At 48.0% G+C, this 15,909-nt stretch carries 11 protein-coding genes and 1 pseudogene; 9 read left to right on the forward strand and 3 right to left on the reverse strand.

All coding sequences use genetic code 11. The annotated features are described in order from the left end of the window. Positions 1–223: 223 nt before the first annotated feature. Entirely contained in the window at positions 224–2,653 is a 2,430-nt protein-coding gene (locus Q8O92_01760) for a tetratricopeptide repeat protein (protein MDP2982041.1), read from the reverse strand. Positions 2,654–3,221: 568 nt separating this feature from the next. Here Q8O92_01760 and Q8O92_01765 point away from each other — a divergent pair. The 4 genes from Q8O92_01765 to Q8O92_01780 all read left to right on the forward strand — a co-directional run bounded on the left by Q8O92_01765 (position 3,222) and on the right by Q8O92_01780 (position 7,106). Further along, positions 3,222–3,455 carry a hypothetical protein gene (locus Q8O92_01765; GenBank protein ID MDP2982042.1) on the forward strand — a complete coding sequence of 78 codons (234 nt, stop codon included), beginning with the start codon at positions 3,222–3,224 and terminating at the stop codon, positions 3,453–3,455. 89 nt (positions 3,456–3,544) lie between these two features. Further along, a complete protein-coding gene (locus Q8O92_01770) occupies positions 3,545–4,420 on the forward strand; it encodes an RNA polymerase sigma factor RpoD/SigA (GenBank protein MDP2982043.1) in 876 nt (291 codons plus the stop codon). A 433-nt stretch (positions 4,421–4,853) separates the two neighbouring features. Further along, positions 4,854–5,729 (forward strand): hypothetical protein, encoded by an 876-nt coding sequence (locus tag Q8O92_01775; GenBank protein ID MDP2982044.1) that lies wholly within the window; start codon positions 4,854–4,856, stop codon positions 5,727–5,729. A 12-nt stretch (positions 5,730–5,741) separates the two neighbouring features. Beyond that, positions 5,742–7,106, forward strand: coding sequence for a T9SS type A sorting domain-containing protein (locus Q8O92_01780; protein ID MDP2982045.1), 1,365 nt, complete (start codon positions 5,742–5,744; stop codon positions 7,104–7,106). Positions 7,107–7,378: 272 nt separating this feature from the next. On the opposite strand, the pseudogene Q8O92_01785 reads toward Q8O92_01780, so the two are convergent. Next, positions 7,379–7,778, reverse strand: a pseudogene (locus Q8O92_01785) (ATP-binding cassette domain-containing protein). 407 nt (positions 7,779–8,185) lie between these two features. Between Q8O92_01785 and Q8O92_01790 the strand changes: the two are divergent. From Q8O92_01790 to Q8O92_01805, 4 genes are all read left to right on the forward strand, one after another. After that, entirely contained in the window at positions 8,186–8,809 is a 624-nt protein-coding gene (locus Q8O92_01790; GenBank protein ID MDP2982046.1) for a TetR/AcrR family transcriptional regulator, read from the forward strand. Next, positions 8,806–9,405, forward strand: coding sequence for a redoxin domain-containing protein (locus Q8O92_01795; protein MDP2982047.1), 600 nt, complete (start codon positions 8,806–8,808; stop codon positions 9,403–9,405). The genes Q8O92_01790 and Q8O92_01795 overlap by 4 nt, the downstream gene beginning before the upstream one ends. A gap of 102 nt (positions 9,406–9,507) precedes the next feature. Continuing rightward, on the forward strand, positions 9,508–11,529 hold the full coding sequence (locus tag Q8O92_01800; GenBank protein ID MDP2982048.1) for a hypothetical protein: 2,022 nt from the start codon (positions 9,508–9,510) through the stop codon (positions 11,527–11,529). Positions 11,530–11,554: 25 nt separating this feature from the next. Then, a complete protein-coding gene (locus Q8O92_01805; protein MDP2982049.1) occupies positions 11,555–11,803 on the forward strand; it encodes a hypothetical protein in 249 nt (82 codons plus the stop codon). A 59-nt stretch (positions 11,804–11,862) separates the two neighbouring features. On the opposite strand, the gene carB is transcribed toward Q8O92_01805, so the two are convergent. Then, on the reverse strand, positions 11,863–15,066 hold the full coding sequence (gene carB / locus Q8O92_01810) for a carbamoyl-phosphate synthase large subunit (GenBank protein ID MDP2982050.1): 3,204 nt from the start codon (positions 15,064–15,066) through the stop codon (positions 11,863–11,865). A 556-nt stretch (positions 15,067–15,622) separates the two neighbouring features. Here carB and Q8O92_01815 point away from each other — a divergent pair. After that, positions 15,623–15,850 (forward strand): hypothetical protein, encoded by a 228-nt coding sequence (locus tag Q8O92_01815; GenBank protein MDP2982051.1) that lies wholly within the window; start codon positions 15,623–15,625, stop codon positions 15,848–15,850. The last annotated feature ends 59 nt before the right edge of the window (positions 15,851–15,909 follow it).

Consider the following 15,909-nt stretch of genomic DNA (forward strand, 5'->3'; position numbering starts at 1 on the left):
ATGTATCAATCATCCGCGTTCTTGTGTTTCTTGTAAATCACACTTCAAGGTGACCGAAACACCATTTTGAAAGTTTAATACATGGCCATTTTCACAATTCTCAGGCAGCAAAAAAAAATTTATGAATAATCCGGGTTAGAAAACAATCCAAAGCCCAAAGAAAAAATTGTCTGAACCGCGGATGGGCGGGATGAAAGATAGTTTTCAGGCAATGGGGATTAGTTTATTCCGGCAGACCGACTTTTTTCACTAGGGCATGAAATCGCGGGTCATCATGCAAGCTGTCAAATACTTGGTATAACTTCAACAATACTAATTGGGGTTCGCGTTCTAAAAATGCCTTTTCAAGGTGCGTAAATGCTTGGTCTTTATCATCGAGCCCTGCAAAAACAAAAGCTTTATAATATGGAGAAACATATCGCTCTTCCGATAATTTCTCCAACTGCTTGAGTAATTCAAAAGCCTTATCTTTCTGTCTGGCCATCGCACATGCGTATCCAAGAATGCCTACTAAAAACGGACTGCTGGCGGAAACGGTCTTTGCGGTATCGAAAGAAGCAATTGCTTTATCCCATTTCTTTTCTCCACTAAAATTAAGACCCAACATCACATGCGCTAAAAGAAATTGCGGGTCCATTTCTAACGATCTTTGATAGTGTTCATAAGCTTCTCTGTACCGCCGGGCTAACGTATATATCATACCTACACTTGTGATATGAAGCACCGATAGAGGGTCCAGTTGTCGAGCCCGTTGAACCTCTGCAATCGCTTCATCGAATTTTCCCATACACATAAAAAACATAGAATACTGTTGGTGAGCTGCTGCATAATTTGGATTCAATTCAAGAGCGCGCTTGTGTTCTTTTCCCGACCCAGAGAAATCCCACGCATAATGTATTTTATACATGGCGGATGAATAATGAGCTTCAGCAATCAAATCGTCAAGTTCTAGAGCTATTTCAAAGTTTGTTTTTGCTTGAGAGTAAGCTTCTCTGGGGTGCATATAACCATACCACCCTATATGATTATAACAGTCTGCTATTCCCGCATATGCAAGCGCATAATGGGGGTCTTTTTCTATCGCCTGCCGAAAGCACTCAATCCCTTTTTTCAGCCCCGCCTCATGCCGTTTATTATAAAAATATCGCCCTTTTAAATACAATTCGTATGCTTCGGGATCAACCGTATGTCGCTTCACCACGTTCGTTTCTTCCGCCTTTAAAAGCCTGACTTTCAATTCCCTTACAATCGCCAGCGATATTTCATCCTGAATGGCGAACACATCCTCCAATGTCCGGTCGAACCGCTCAGACCACAGGTGATACCCGTCTGCGACGGTGATAAGCTGGGCAGTAATGCGGAGCCGGTTCCCGGCTTTGCGGACACTTCCTTCCAGTACATGCGCGACATCTAGCTTGCGGCCGATCTCCCGCACATCAATGTCCTTGCCCTTAAATGAAAACGCTGAGGTGCGGGCAACCACATGAAGACTCTCTACATGGGTCAAGGCGTTGATGATCTCTTCGGCCATGCCTTCACAAAAATATTCCTGTTCGGGATCGGCGCTCATGTTCACAAAAGGGAGAACTGCGATAGACTGCTTTTGCATAGACTTCTTCTCATGCTCTCTGGATACTTCAGGAATTGACACATAGTCCGTAGTCCGAACGAACAGCTCTTTTTCCTCCTCCGCAAGCCGCGTTTCTTTTCGAGCCGGGACATTCAGCCCCTTCTTCAGGGCGCTGTCCACCTGCTGCTGCATCCGATCTTTCGGCGGGAACTCGAACGAATCGAGGGAGAACTGCGCCTCGGCGTCCACGCTCGTGTAAACCGGGGAGCCTTTCGTGACTCCGTTCAGCACCATGAGGCCCTGTATGTGGGCGACGCCTTTCACCTTTTCCTTCTGTTCGGCGTCGGTTGTGGCGCGGCCGTAGATGAGGAACGGCGAGAGGGTGAGAATCCCGGTATACTCCGGGTTCCAGATGAATGGGATACCGGGGGGAAGTGGAGTTGACGGCGCGACTGTGTACCGTGCGAAGTTGTGCGATGAACCACGGCAGATATTGACCGCCTGCTTCGTTCCCGGAGATGGCGGTTCGTAGTCGTCCTCCACCTCCGCGAAAGCGAGAGGATAGCGGGAAAGGAAGGAGAACTGCTCCATGACCGCGAACAGGTTCTCTTCCTGCAGTTCCACGAAGTGCTTGAGCGCGAGCGCTTCGTAGTATTCCGCGTGCCCGATTTCCACATTCCGGCTGTGGATGAGCGGCTGGATTTTTTTCTCAAGAAGTTCGCGGTCGATTTCCGCGAATTCTGGGACGAAGGGATTTCGCCATGACTTCCCGGATTCGGCGAGGAGCCGCATGAGCGCGCCGTACCAGGTCCCGAAGCTGGGCTTTTTCCCTCCGAGCCACTCCTGACGGAGCCAGTTCAGGACTGTTTCATCAGCATCGGGAGCGGTAGCGTAGTCGCAGGCGGCGGCTATGGCGGTGTAGCGTATGGTTGACTGGGCGGTGGCGACAAGCTGTAAAGAGCGGAGGGCGTAATTCTTGCTGGAGGAGCGGGCGTAGTGGGTGAACACAGCCGAAACCGGGAAGGGCAGTTCGGCCTGGTAGCGCTGCTCATTGAGGAAGCGCTGCGCCTCGTTTTCGTTCATGGCATACCCTCCCAAATTAACCCCGCTCGTACTTCTATGAGCGGGGACCCCGCAAAGGATGGAGAATACCAGGTGAGAAAACCGTACTTAATGTAGGGGTTTAGCATGCTGAACCCCTACAATAATATATGAGTATCTTGATGGAATGCAAGATGTAAAAAAAGGAAAGAAAGAGCGAATTTCTTGGGGCGGGTTCTCTTCCCATCCCGTTCATCCTTCTATCCGGGGCATCCATGGTTCAGACGATGTAAATGAGGGTGGTTGACCAATAGTCAAATATGCGGTACGATAATAGTGCCGAATTGTGATTTTTCCTATCAAAAGGAAAACACAATTGACCGTCAGACTGAAATAAAGGTTTTGCGGTTTTTTTTATTGCTCACCAGGCCTGATTCGGCAGTACTTTCCGAGAGAGGTGGACATGCGAGAGGCTATAAAGGAGGAAATAGCTTTCGTCATGAAGCGATTAAACCACCAGCCACGAAAAACGCTTGCATTCAAGCCGGCTCATGTTATATTTATAACATATTTGATATATTTGTAAAAAACGAATCAAACGGATTAGCCCGTGTTACACTTGGAAGTTGAAACCGCGAGAGTATCCAGAGACAGAATTCACGCCACAGTGGCGTCCTCGCGGCGAGAAGATGCGGGACAACGGAAAAAGAGGTATGCGATGGGAGACAAAGGCAAGAAGGATAAGGACAAGAGTCAGAAACAGAAGAAAAATAAAGAGGAACAAAAGAAAAAAAAGGAGCAGGAGAAGCAACCGAGCGGAATCCCCTGGCAGAGGGGCAAGTAATGACTATTGCATTACGATATGAATGAGGGGAATGTCGGTTTCATTGTTATTTCGAGAAATTAAACCATTTAAATTTGTGATGAATAATTATGTCAAAACTCTCTATAAATACCTTTTCACGCGAAAATGCCACGCTCGAAAGATATCTTCATGAAATTGGGAATGAGGTTCTCGTTACAAAAGATAAAGAAGTTGAGTTGGCACGTGAGATACGAAACGGTTCCCTCAAAGCCCTGGATACCTTAATAAAAGCAAATCTTCGTTTTGTTGTGAGCGTAGCCAAGGGATATCAGAATCAAGGCATGTCATTATGCGACTTAATCAATGAAGGAAACCTGGGTCTTATTAAAGCAGCGAAGCGGTTCGATGAAACCAAAGGTTTCAAATTTATCTCGTACGCTGTTTGGTGGATACGACAGGCTATTCTGTCAGGTCTAGCTGAACAGTCGCGTATTGTCAGGCTCCCGCTGAACAGAGTCGGTGCATTACACAAGATCGGCAAAACATCGAAAAGTCTTGAACAGGAATTCGGACGTGAACCAACAGCAAACGAAATAGCTGACGAGCTTGGAATGAGCCCGCACGAGGTCGTGGACAATCTCAATATATCGTCCCGGCACCTTTCACTGGACGCGCCTTTCAACGATGGCGAGGACAATAAGTTACTCGATGTACTTTATGATAAATACCAGCCCTCTCCAGATGAGAAGACCATGGAATATTCGCTCAAACTGGAGATAGAGAAGGCGCTTTCAACGCTGACCGACCGCGAGGCGGAAGTGATCAGGCTGTATTTCGGTATCAACCGCGACAATCCTTTAACACTTGAGGATATCGGCAATATATTCAAGCTAACGCGCGAGCGTGTGCGTCAGATTAAAGAGAAGGCATTGAATCGTCTCAGGCATCAGAGCAGAAGTAAAAAATTAAGAACATTTTTAACTGATCTCGTCCCCGAACATTGATCCTGATGGTATGTTAGTAAACGGATCATAGTTTTTCCAACGGTTGATGTTCTAAAAATACCCTGCGATTATGAATTCTCATTAAAATTCAGATTGCCGTGTTCCAAAATCCGGAGAAGCAGATCGAACAAAGCCCGGACGCCACCATCCACCTGTTCTAGGGGGAATAGTGCCGAATTGTGATTTTTTCCGTAGGGGAAAACACAATTGACCGCCAGACCAAAACAAGGTTTGGCGGTTTTTTTATGCAGTCAGCGAACCTATCAGTAAATATTCGAAATATTTTAAAAAATAACTTGCTTGAAGTGTTTGAATGTAACATCATGAACTTGACAACAAAAATACCGGGAGTTGTTAGCCCCCATGATTTTGATATGGGGAATGTCTGTTGAGAACATACACCCGTATTCCGTGTACAGTGGAGGGAAAGGCCATGAAAAAACTCTTATTGATTCTCCTGTCCATCTTTTTCACAATTTCGACTTCTAGTGCGGGGTATGGCGCAGCTGAAATCTCAGGAACTATTCACTACACGGGCGCCCAGACCGGCAAGACAGTTGTGGCCGCCTTTACCAGTCCTGACTTTCAGCATGACCCAACAGCCATAATTGAATTGGATTCTCCGGGCAGCTATACAATTTTAGGGCTTGCCGATGGGATGTATTATATCGCTTCGATTCTGTCAACTCCAACTCAAGGTGGTACTCAGGGTGAATATGATATACAGAAGACCGATCCCTGGGGTATCTACGGAACATGGGGGAATCCCACCCCTGTTACGATAACAGGCGGGAAGGGTGTATCCGGTGTGGGTATCACCCTGATTGACGGCACCGAAGAAAATCCCAATCCTTTCTACGAGGAGGAGGAACTATATTCTGCAGCATCGAATTCACAAAACTGGAATTGGCCTGATGGAAAGCATTATATGGTCCAATTTGAAGTCGATGATGAGGATCATAAAGCGACCTCGGTAAAGATTACCGGTCCCGGGATCACCGGCTCCTTAATGCTCGATTATGATAATAATGAAAAGCGTTGGAATTCATGGCGCACAAATAAGAGTTTGGACTTCGGCAGCAGCCCGCCGACTCCACCGCTTATCTATACATTCACTATTGTTGACCCTGAATCTACAACGGTGAAAACCGATGTAGTGGAAAGTTTTGTAAGCGTTTATGCTACCAACCTTTCACCATCAAAAGGAGAGACGATAACAGGTCCGCTGATCTTTTCCTGGAGAGGGGTCGGTCTAGACTACTATACCTATTCGGTTGAACTTCATGATGTGCAAGGAAACAATGTATGAGATTCTGACGACTTGATAACGACATCCGTACGATATGATGGACCGGCTCTGAAACGCGATGCGGAATACTCCTACTGGGTAGAAGTAGGGGATGAGTACGGAAATTCATCTTTTAATATGGAGAGCTTTGTATATCATACCGTCGGAACCGGTTCAATCTCCGGGAATATTTCTTACACGGGCGCCCAGACCGGCAAGACAGTTGTGGCCGCCTTTACCAGTCCAGACTTTCAGCATGACCCAACAGCCATAATTGAATTGGATTCTCCAGGAGCCTATACCATTTCAGGTCTCATCGATGCAACATATTATGTAGTTTCTGTTCTGTCAAATCCAGTTCAGGGTGATGATCAAGGTGAATATGATGTACAGAAGACCGATCCTTGGGGAGTATACGGGACGTGGGGAAATCTCACCCCTGTTACCATAACCGGCGGGAATGGTATATCCGGTATAAATATTACCCTGGTTGACGGCACCGAAGACCATCCCAATCCTTTCTACGAGGAGGAGGAACTATATTCTGCAGAATCGAAGTCACATAACTGGCAGTACGGAAAGCATTATTTTGTCGATTTTGAAGTTGGGGATTCAGATCATAAAGCGGCCTCGGTAGAGGTTACCGGTCCCGGGATCACCGGCTCCTTAATGCTCGATTATGATAATAATGAAAAGCGTTGGAATTCATGGTACAAAAGTAAGAGTTTGGACTTAGGCAGCAGCCCGCCGACTCCACCACTGACCTATACATTCACTATCGTAGACCCTGATTCTACAACGGTGAAAACCGATGTGGTGGAAAGTTTTGTAAGCGTATATGCTACCAATCTTTCACCATCAAAAGGAGATACGATAACCGGTTCGCTTATCTTTTCATGGAGAGGGGTCGGTTTAGGCTACACCTATTCGGTTGAACTTCATGATGCGCAAGGGAACCAGGTATGGGATTCTGACGACTTGAGAACGACATCCGTACGGTATGATGGACCTGCCCTGATACGCGATGCGGAATACTCCTACTGGGTCAAAGTGCAGGATGCATACGGGAATTCATCATATGCTGATCAGAGCTTTGTATATCATGCCTCCGGAACCGGGATTACTCTCCATCCTTCAGTTTTTTCTCTTTCCCAGAATTTCCCGAACCCATTCAATCCAGTTACTACGATTGAGTTTTCTGTTCCTCGCTCAGAATTCGTTACCCTGAGAGTGTTTAATACACTCGGGGAAGAGGTTGCAAGACTGGTCGACGGGAAAGTCACTTCAGGGAGTCATACGATTGCGTGGAATGCTTCCGGCTTCGCAAGCGGTTTATATTTCTATCGGTTGGAAGCAGGCTCAAAAATACTTACGAAGAAACTCCTCCTGCTGAAATAATGAATCCACCTTTAAAGAAGGTAGCAGTCTATTGATAAACCGCCAAACATGATGTTTGGCGGTTTTTTGGGGGGGAAATTTCTGTTGACAAACCCGAATCTTTATACTATCACCGCAGCAGGTTCACCTTTCACTAGATACATGAACTTTTTTTAATTTTATACTCTCCAATAACTCAAAGTAATAAAACCATTTACCTCCATTTCATTCGTTTCCTCTATCCCATTCATCCTTCCATCCCGCCCATCCGAGGTTCAGACAATCTATTTGCATTACATCTTGAACCGCTCGCCCAAATAGATTTTCCGGGCGTCCGGATCGTTTGCCAGAAATTCTGAAGAGCCCGTGGTGAGTATGGTGCCTTCCGCAATGATATAAGCCCGGTCGGTGATTTCAAGGGTCTCGCGGACATTGTGGTCGGTGATCAGGATGCCAAGTCCTTTCCGCCTCAGACTGGCCACGATGTTCTGAATGTCCTCGACCGCGATGGGATCGATCCCGGGCGAAGGGTTCATCGAGGAGGATGAATTTAGGCTGAGTTACCAGGGCGCGGGCTATCTCGACTCTCCTCCGCTCCCCCCCGGAGAGGGTGTATGCTTCGCTTTTACGGATGTGGGCGACTCCAAGCTCTTCGAGAAGCTGGTTAAGCCTTTCTTTCCGCTCACGGCGATTGTATCTCATGGTCTGCAGGATGGCCATGATGAAAGATATTTTTCAGGCAAAGGGGGTGAGTTTTTTATTACTGTAAATCTTCAAAAAAGCAGTGGCTGCTTTCGTCACACGAGGAATTTATACCGCCGTGTTCCAGAATCCCTAGAAGCAGAACGAGCAAAGCACGGACGCCAACATTCACCTGCTTGAAGGGGATTGACGTATAGTCAACTCGGAGGTACGATAATAGTGCCGGATTGTGATTTTTCCTGTATGGGAAAACACAAGCGACCGCCAAACTGAAACAAGGTTTGGCGGTTTTTTTTAAAATTTTAGCCTTATTGAAAAAAGTTATTGACATACGTGTTTTAATTTAAAATATTATAGAGACCGACCGGTTGGTCTCTTTAAACTGAAGAGAAATGCCTATGAAAACCAGAAAAACGAACACAAAAAAGCGAGTACTTGATGGGGCGACACGTCTCATTCATACGAAAGGATTTCGTGCTACCAGCGTCGGGGAGATTATCTCTGCAGCGGGGATAAGAAAGGGTGGTTTATACCATCATTTCCTGAGCAAAGACCAAATCGGTTTGGAAGTGCTGGAGTGTATGAAACGGAAGTTCATGGAGTTTCTTGAGGAGACTTTATCCGGCAACCAACCTGGTGAAGCGCTCGAGTTTTTTTTTAATTCTGTACTTTTGAAACATAAGGAAGCCGGATTTGTGGGTGGCTGCATCTTTGGGAACATGGCTTTGGAAATGGCGGATGACAATAAAATTTTCGCTGAGACAACGGCACGGGTTTTTTCCAACTGGATACAGAAAATTGAAAATGTTGTCCATGCTGCACAGGAAAATTCGCAGGTACGGAGAGATATTCCTGCCCGGTTGCTTGCTCAACACATCGTCATGGCAATCGAAGGTGGGATCATGTTGTCAAGATTAACCAAAGATGAAACCCCGTTAAAGGAGTGCTTGGAGTTGTTGAGAAAAATGCTTCAGCTTCAATTGTCCGTGAATTCTGGTTTAAATTCGCAGGAGAAGTCATGATGAGAAAGAGAACAGTGAATGCAGGTCTGATGTTGGTGGTCGCGGTGGTTACGGACTTTGGATTTCCCACCGCATCCCTATCCCAGGAAATTATGAATACGAAGGATAATTTCATTGTGTATGAGGCGAACGGGCCGCGGTCGTTCATCCTTTCGCGGGCGAGAGGTAACTTTGTGGCCTTGCATTTTCTCCTGAAGACGACCTGTCCATACTGCATGAAACATACTTACGAGTATGCCGTGCGTGCGCACGAAGTTCCCGGCGTGCACCACGTGTTCCTCAAGCCCGACACGGACGAGGAAATCAAGGCTTGGAGCGGCCTGATGGATGCCAGCTACGCGGTAAAAACCGATTCCTCCTGTTATGTCCCGCCGATCATCTACCGCGATCCCGACGCCGCTCTTGCAATAGTATTCGCCATACCGACCGGGTATGCGTTCCATAACCAGGTTGTGAATTACCCGGCCCTTGTCATTCTGGACCCGTACGGGAAGGAAGTGTTCCGTTATGTGGGGAAAAGCAACGCTGACAGATATACATTCGACCAATTCATCACAAAAATGACCGAGTTGAGAAAGCAGGCGCAAAGCAAGTGACATGGGCTGAAACGGCCGGCTTTCCCAGTGGAAACCGCCGGAGCAATATATCACTAAATATATTATAATTGTAATATATCTTGATTTCACCCGGAGGATACGATGAACAGCCACAATCGACGCGATTTTCTCAAATGGGGGGCCGCCGGCGCCGGCATGATACCACTCGGCCCCGTCCTTCCCGTGGAAGCATTGGAGCGTGAGGAGCAGATGAAACACTCGGAAGACCACCATCAAGGTGTCCTCCTGGAACCGGAGCACACCGCCATTTTGGCGCGGGGAATACAGGAATTGGGCAACATGACAAAGGGACTGCGGTTGCAACCCCTCCGGTCGGATACCTATCCGAATCCTTTAACCGGCCTCTTCTACACAGAAATTCCTGACCCGGAGCAGGTCCGGCGTGATGCCGAGGCGACGCTCGAAACAAACCCGATGGATTCCCTCGACCGGGTGCTCGTTCTTCTGGAATTGTACGCATGCAATCAGTCCGATATCGGAACACTGGTCCCGGATGACATGCGGTTTGTCGGGGACGCTTTCAACTCAAAGCGTATGAACGGATGGATCGCCGTCCTGGGAAACACGAATACCGAAACCCTGGAATCACACCTGAACGAAAAATGGCAGTTCCGTTTCTTCCGGAGCAAAAATTCCGCCGTCGGGGTGTATGCGCTTCTCAATATGCTGGTCCGGTATGCCCATGTGTATGGGAGGACAAGATGCGGCGCAGGCCACGACCACTTCATGGATCACCAGCATCCGGGAGAGCCGCTCGACCTTCATGGCATGACCCATTTCATCGACGAGCACTGCCCCGGATTGCTCGTCTGCTCCGGCGAACTGAGCGATCTCGAACTGGCTCTTTCTCTCGCGACGATGCGGATGGGGGTCCCGGCAATCGTACCGTCTAACTATCCCTTTCCGCTCGGCAAGGTCATCCAGGCCGACCGGTTGGAAGACATCCGCAATTCGGCGGTGCTCTTTCCAAATATCCGACGGCTGCTCGATGTTCCGGAGATTCCGGCCCTGCCCGACTTCTGCGATCCCTCCAACCGGAGCCGGGAATTCGATACGAGCGCGGTCTGGGGCGACACTGCGGAGAGCTTCTACATTCTCCGGAAAGGAAAAGTGGAAAAGACCGGATTCGAGGTCATCGGCGTCCCCGGCGGCCCACTTGGAATCGTGGTGACCGTGGAAGGAGAGCCTCTGGACGCTTTCGATTGCCGTTACATCGAACGGACCATCGTGTCTAGTCTGTCCCAAGTCCCGGGAGTGAAAGCCGCCTTTACGGGAGACCGGTTGAAAGTTTCCCTTTCCAAAGAAGCGAAATTGCAACCCGGAAGGATCGGCGAGACACTGATCGCCGCTGCGCTTCACGAGTTCCCCCGGTTGAAAATGGTCCACACCGCGATCATTTTCGACCATGAAAAGTTGAGGGCGCGGGCTGAATCCGTTGTCGAAGAAAAGAATCGCCGGGAGAGAGAAGCCGCCGAGACAACCGAGGAAACCATGGAGATGTTCTATTCCTGCACGGGATGCTCGCCCTTCGCCCCGAACCACATGTGTGTCCTGACTCCCCAGCGGTCGCCGCAATGCGGACGGCCGTACGAGATGATCAAAACCGGCGCACTCTATGGTTTCGATGACATGACAAACATTCATCACAGCATCCAGCACCGTCACCTCAATTCATTCCAGGTGTTTCCGAAAGGGATATGCCTCGACCCGATGAAAGGGGAATGGTCAGGTGCCAACGAGCAGATACAGCGGCTCACCTTTGGCCGCACACGGCGGGTTCTCCTCCACACCCTGCAAGACAACCCTCACACGGGGTGCGGGTGCTTCAACCTGATCCTGTTCGAGACCGACAAGCCGCGCAAGGGAATCGGCATTATGGACCGGGCTTTCAAAGGCGCCTGCCCGGACGGCCGCGTGTGGAAGGACCTTCACTATGCCCTGGGCGGGAAACAGGCCCCCGGATTTGCAGGGGCATCATACCCGTACCTCGTTTCTAAAAAATTCCTGCAGGGTGACGGCGGCTGGAAAAGCGTGGTATGGGTCAGCCCGAATGTGGCTAAAACGGTGGATGTAATCATTCCCGATACGGTGATGGTTGGATGATATCACAAAATGGTTCATTAAACTGATGAGAAGCGAACCAACGCCCAGGGTGCCGAAATTCCTCTGGGCTATTGATGAGCGCAAATGCCTGAATAACAATGAAATACAAACCTTGCGAGCAGCCTGCAACAGGGCCAGACTGCATGGTGTGCGTCATGGTAAATTCACAAGGATCGAGAGAGAAACGCTGATGTTTCACATACTCCTGTACACTTCTTCAAGCGCCGGGGCAATTCTGGCGAACACCTTCTCGTACCACTCCCTGTATTCCTAGTGGCGGCCTGATCCGGCAGTACTTTCCGAAAGGGAGGGACCTGCGCGAGGACAGCATTTTCATTTCCGTCCGTAGTATTCCTGGAGTGATACAGGAACATACATCTCGCTTATTATTCCCTCGATTCCTTCCACACTCGCTTTTGCAGCCTCAATTGTCGTAACATAGGGGATTCTTCGTTGTATTGCCGCCATGCGTATAAAGCTATCATCATCCGTGCTGTCCTCACCAAGAGGTGTATTGATGATGAGGTGTATATCACCATTTATAATAGCATCGAGGATATGCGGTCGTTCCTCGCTGAGTTTGTTGATTTTATTATTCTGCACGTTGTTCGAGTCAAGGAAACGGCTTGTATTTTCCGTTGCAAGAATGGTGAATCCCAAAGTCTCAAGTTTGCGGGCTATCGGCGCCATAGCTTTTTTATCCATGTCGTTCACGGTTATAAGGACGTTGCCCGAGGTCGGCAACTTGGAACCGACGGATAGCTGTGCCTTGTAGAAGGCAAGACCGAACGAGTCTGCGATACCCATGACCTCACCTGTCGCCCTCATCTCAGGACCGAGAAGGGGATCCACTTCCGGAAACATAATGAAGGGGAAGACCGCTTCCTTTACACCGACATAGGTAACTTCTCTTTTCCGCAACTTGGGAAAGTCCTTAATCTTTTTCCCAAGCATAAGTTTCGTGGCTATCCGTGCCATGTTGATGTTCAGTATCTTTGATACAATCGGAACAGTCCGTGAAGCCCGCGGATTAGCCTCGAGAATGTAAACGATATCATTGCATACCGCGAACTGGATATTGATGATGCCCACGACATTCAGTTCCCTGGCTATTTGCTCTGTGTAACGCTCAACTGTTTCGAGATGGTCTTGATGTATCGTTCTCGATGGCAGTACACAGGCTGAATCTCCCGAATGAATGCCGGCACGTTCAATGTGTTCCATGACCGCGCCCACAAAGACCTCTTCCCCGTCGGAAAGCGCATCCACCTCTATCTCCACTGCCTCTTCCAGGAAACGGTCTATCAACATCGGATATTCAGGAGTGATGTGGATAGCTTCTTTAGTATACTTCCTCAGCATATCTTCGGTGTAAACTATCTTCATCCCCCTGCCACCGAGGACAAATGAGGGACGGACCATCAGGGGGTATCCGATTTTTTCCGCGATGGCAAGAGACTCTTCAAGCGACCGGGCGGCGCCGCTTTCTGGCTGGTTGATGCCAAGTGTAATCATGCGCTCGCGGAAGTATTCCCGGTCCTCGGCAAGGCGTATGCTTTCCGGGGATGTTCCCAGTATCCTAACGCCATTGTCTTTCAGTTCCTGGGCAATATTGAGCGGGGTTTGCCCACCGAATTGAACGATAATACCATCGGGGCTCTCTTTCTCGTAAATGGCAAGTACATCCTCGACAGTAAGCGGTTCGAAATACAGCTTGTCAGAAGTGTCATAATCGGTTGAGACTGTTTCCGGATTGCAATTGACCATGATCGTTTCTATGTTTTCCTCGCGGAGAGCGAGCGCTGCATGGACACAGGTATAATCGAACTCGATACCCTGCCCTATTCTGTTGGGCCCACCCCCGAGGATCATTATTTTACGTTTTTTCGATACAGGAACTTCATCTGCTCCGCCGGAATAGGATGAATAGTAGTACGCCGCATTATCGACTCCACTGACGGGGACTGCGTGATAGGTCGCTCTCTTGCCCAAAGTGATTCTTCGTTCACGCACCTCTTTCTCACATACGCCGAACATCCTGGCGAGATACTTGTCAGAAAAATTATAGTCCTTAGCCTTGACCAGCATTGCATCGGGTAGAGCCATCCAATCATATTCCGCAAGGCTCTCTTCAAAACGAACCATTTCAAGCATCTCCGAAATGAACCACCGCCCGATATGGGTCATCTGGTACATTTCATCAACACTCATTCCCTTGCGGAGGGCTTCGTACATCAGGAAAACCCTTTTGCTGGAGGGCATATAGAGACGGGTTTTCAACTCGTCGAGCGAGAGTTCCCTGAACTCTTTGTCATACCCGAGTCCATACTTGTTGATTTCCAACGAGCGTATCGACTTTTGGAAAGCTTCTTTGAATGTTTTCCCGATGCTCATGACTTCTCCGACTGCTTTCATCTGTGTTCCAAGAATGTCTTGTGCTTGAGGGAATTTTTCAAATGCCCATCGGGCAAATTTCACCACAACGTAGTCTCCGCTCGGTTCGTACTTTTCGAGCGTTCCCTCCTTCCAGTAGGGGATTTCGTCCATGGTGACACCTATCGCAAGCTTTGAAGATATTCGGGCGATAGGGAAACCCGTCGCCTTTGAAGCAAGCGCCGAGGATCGTGAGGTCCGGGGATTGATCTCAATTACAACCAAGTGCCCGGTTTCCTTATGGTGGGCAAATTGAATGTTCGTCCCCCCGATGACACCGATGGCATCGACTATTTTATACGATATCTCCTGCATGCGTTTTTGGAGAGATTCCGGGACTGTCAACATGGGAGCCACACAAAAACTGTCGCCGGTATGAATCCCCATCGCATCGACATTCTCGATGAAACAGACAGTTATTTTCTGATTCTTGGCATCGCGGACGACTTCGAGTTCGAGTTCCTCCCAGCCAATGATAGCTTCCTCTATCAGAACCTGGGTAATCAAGCTGGCCGCAAGTCCCCTGGTCGCTATGGTCTGCACTTCCTTGATATTATATGCGATGCCGCCGCCGGTGCCGCCGAGTGTGTATGCGGGGCGAATCACGACAGGGCATGTCAGTTCCTCGGCGATAGCCGCCGCTTCTTCAACTGTCGTACATGCCCTGGAACGAGGAACCGGGATACCCAGTGCCGACATCGTTTTTTTGAAGGCAATCCGATCTTCGCCACGCTCGATGGCATCGGCTTTCACCCCGACAATTTCCACTCCATACCGCTCCAGTATCCCTCGCCGGGACAGTTCCGCTGCCAGATTCAGGCCTGTTTGGCCGCCGAGGTTCGGCAGCAAAGCGTCCGGACGCTCCTTTTCGATAATCTTTTCTAAACTCTCGGGAGTCAAAGGTTCGATGTATGTAATATCGGCAGTGCTGGGATCGGTCATGATGGTTGCAGGATTCGAATTGACCAGAACTATTTCGTACCCTTCTTCCCGTAACGCCTTGCATGCCTGAGTGCCAGAATAGTCGAATTCACAAGCCTGTCCAATAATAATTGGTCCTGATCCAATGATGAGAATCTTTTGTAAGTCAGATCGTTTCGGCATAGCTGTCCCTTTGAAGTAATTTTGATTGCTCCGAACGGAGCAATAATTTGGTTTTTTTCAAAATTAACCATTCCTGTTGTTTTGCACAACACAATTATATGCGTACCTCTAGTTTGTGAAAACAATAATATACGAAAACCCGGAGAAGCAGAACGAACAAAGTCCGGACGCCACAATCCACCTGTTTGAAGGGGATTGACAAATAGTCAAATAGGAGATACTATAATAGTGCCGAATTGTGATTTTTCCTGTAAGGGGAAAACGCAATCGACCGCCAGGCCGAAAATATAGGTTTTGCGGTTTATTAAAATTTGCTTGCTAAAATCTGGTTTATGCCATATAATGACGTTTGTTCTTGATAATCCTACATACTCCCATTGAATCCTCTGAAAATAATTGTATTATTATTAACATATATAATTCCAGACGACTTGTTTTGAAAAGTTTTTGATATCTTGCAGCTTGCTGCGAGATAATTCATTTTTCTGTATCTCATAATGTATGCTATATATTATTATCTATTTCTTATACTCTTTATTGACGTTGGAGGTGATGAATGGACTGGTATGATGAATGGTACTGGAAAAAAAAGTTTTGGTGGATCTTTGGAGGGATTATTCTTATTTCTACTATTTTCATAATATCTATATTACAAGAACAACCATTTCAAAAATATGATTTAGATCCCAGCTCTGATGATTTTAAAAATCCGGAACGTGGATTTTATGAATATGTTGTTCTTAAAGAAACTATTACTAATAATTATATTCGCTTATCGAGTTAACTCCGCATAGGTAATAGTGGAGGTATTCAGACAAGCAGTTAAGAGTCTGTCAGTAATCA

This window comes from Candidatus Latescibacter sp. (assembly GCA_030692375.1).
Taxonomy (GTDB): Bacteria; Latescibacterota; Latescibacteria; order Latescibacterales; family Latescibacteraceae; genus JAUYCD01.

What these genes read in the sequence shown, in the direction of transcription:
- Q8O92_01760 (MDP2982041.1), bottom strand. Translation starts at nt 2,653, where the DNA reads ATGAACGAAAACGAGGCGCAGCGCTTCCTCAATGAGCAGCGCTACCAG.
- Q8O92_01770 (MDP2982043.1), top strand. Translation starts at nt 3,545, where the DNA reads ATGTCAAAACTCTCTATAAATACCTTTTCACGCGAAAATGCCACGCTC.
- Q8O92_01775 (MDP2982044.1), top strand. Translation starts at nt 4,854, where the DNA reads ATGAAAAAACTCTTATTGATTCTCCTGTCCATCTTTTTCACAATTTCG.
- Q8O92_01790 (MDP2982046.1), top strand. Translation starts at nt 8,186, where the DNA reads ATGAAAACCAGAAAAACGAACACAAAAAAGCGAGTACTTGATGGGGCG.
- Q8O92_01795 (MDP2982047.1), top strand. Translation starts at nt 8,806, where the DNA reads ATGATGAGAAAGAGAACAGTGAATGCAGGTCTGATGTTGGTGGTCGCG.
- Q8O92_01800 (MDP2982048.1), top strand. Translation starts at nt 9,508, where the DNA reads ATGAACAGCCACAATCGACGCGATTTTCTCAAATGGGGGGCCGCCGGC.
- Q8O92_01805 (MDP2982049.1), top strand. Translation starts at nt 11,555, where the DNA reads ATGAGAAGCGAACCAACGCCCAGGGTGCCGAAATTCCTCTGGGCTATT.
- carB (MDP2982050.1), bottom strand. Translation starts at nt 15,066, where the DNA reads ATGCCGAAACGATCTGACTTACAAAAGATTCTCATCATTGGATCAGGA.
- Q8O92_01815 (MDP2982051.1), top strand. Translation starts at nt 15,623, where the DNA reads ATGGACTGGTATGATGAATGGTACTGGAAAAAAAAGTTTTGGTGGATC.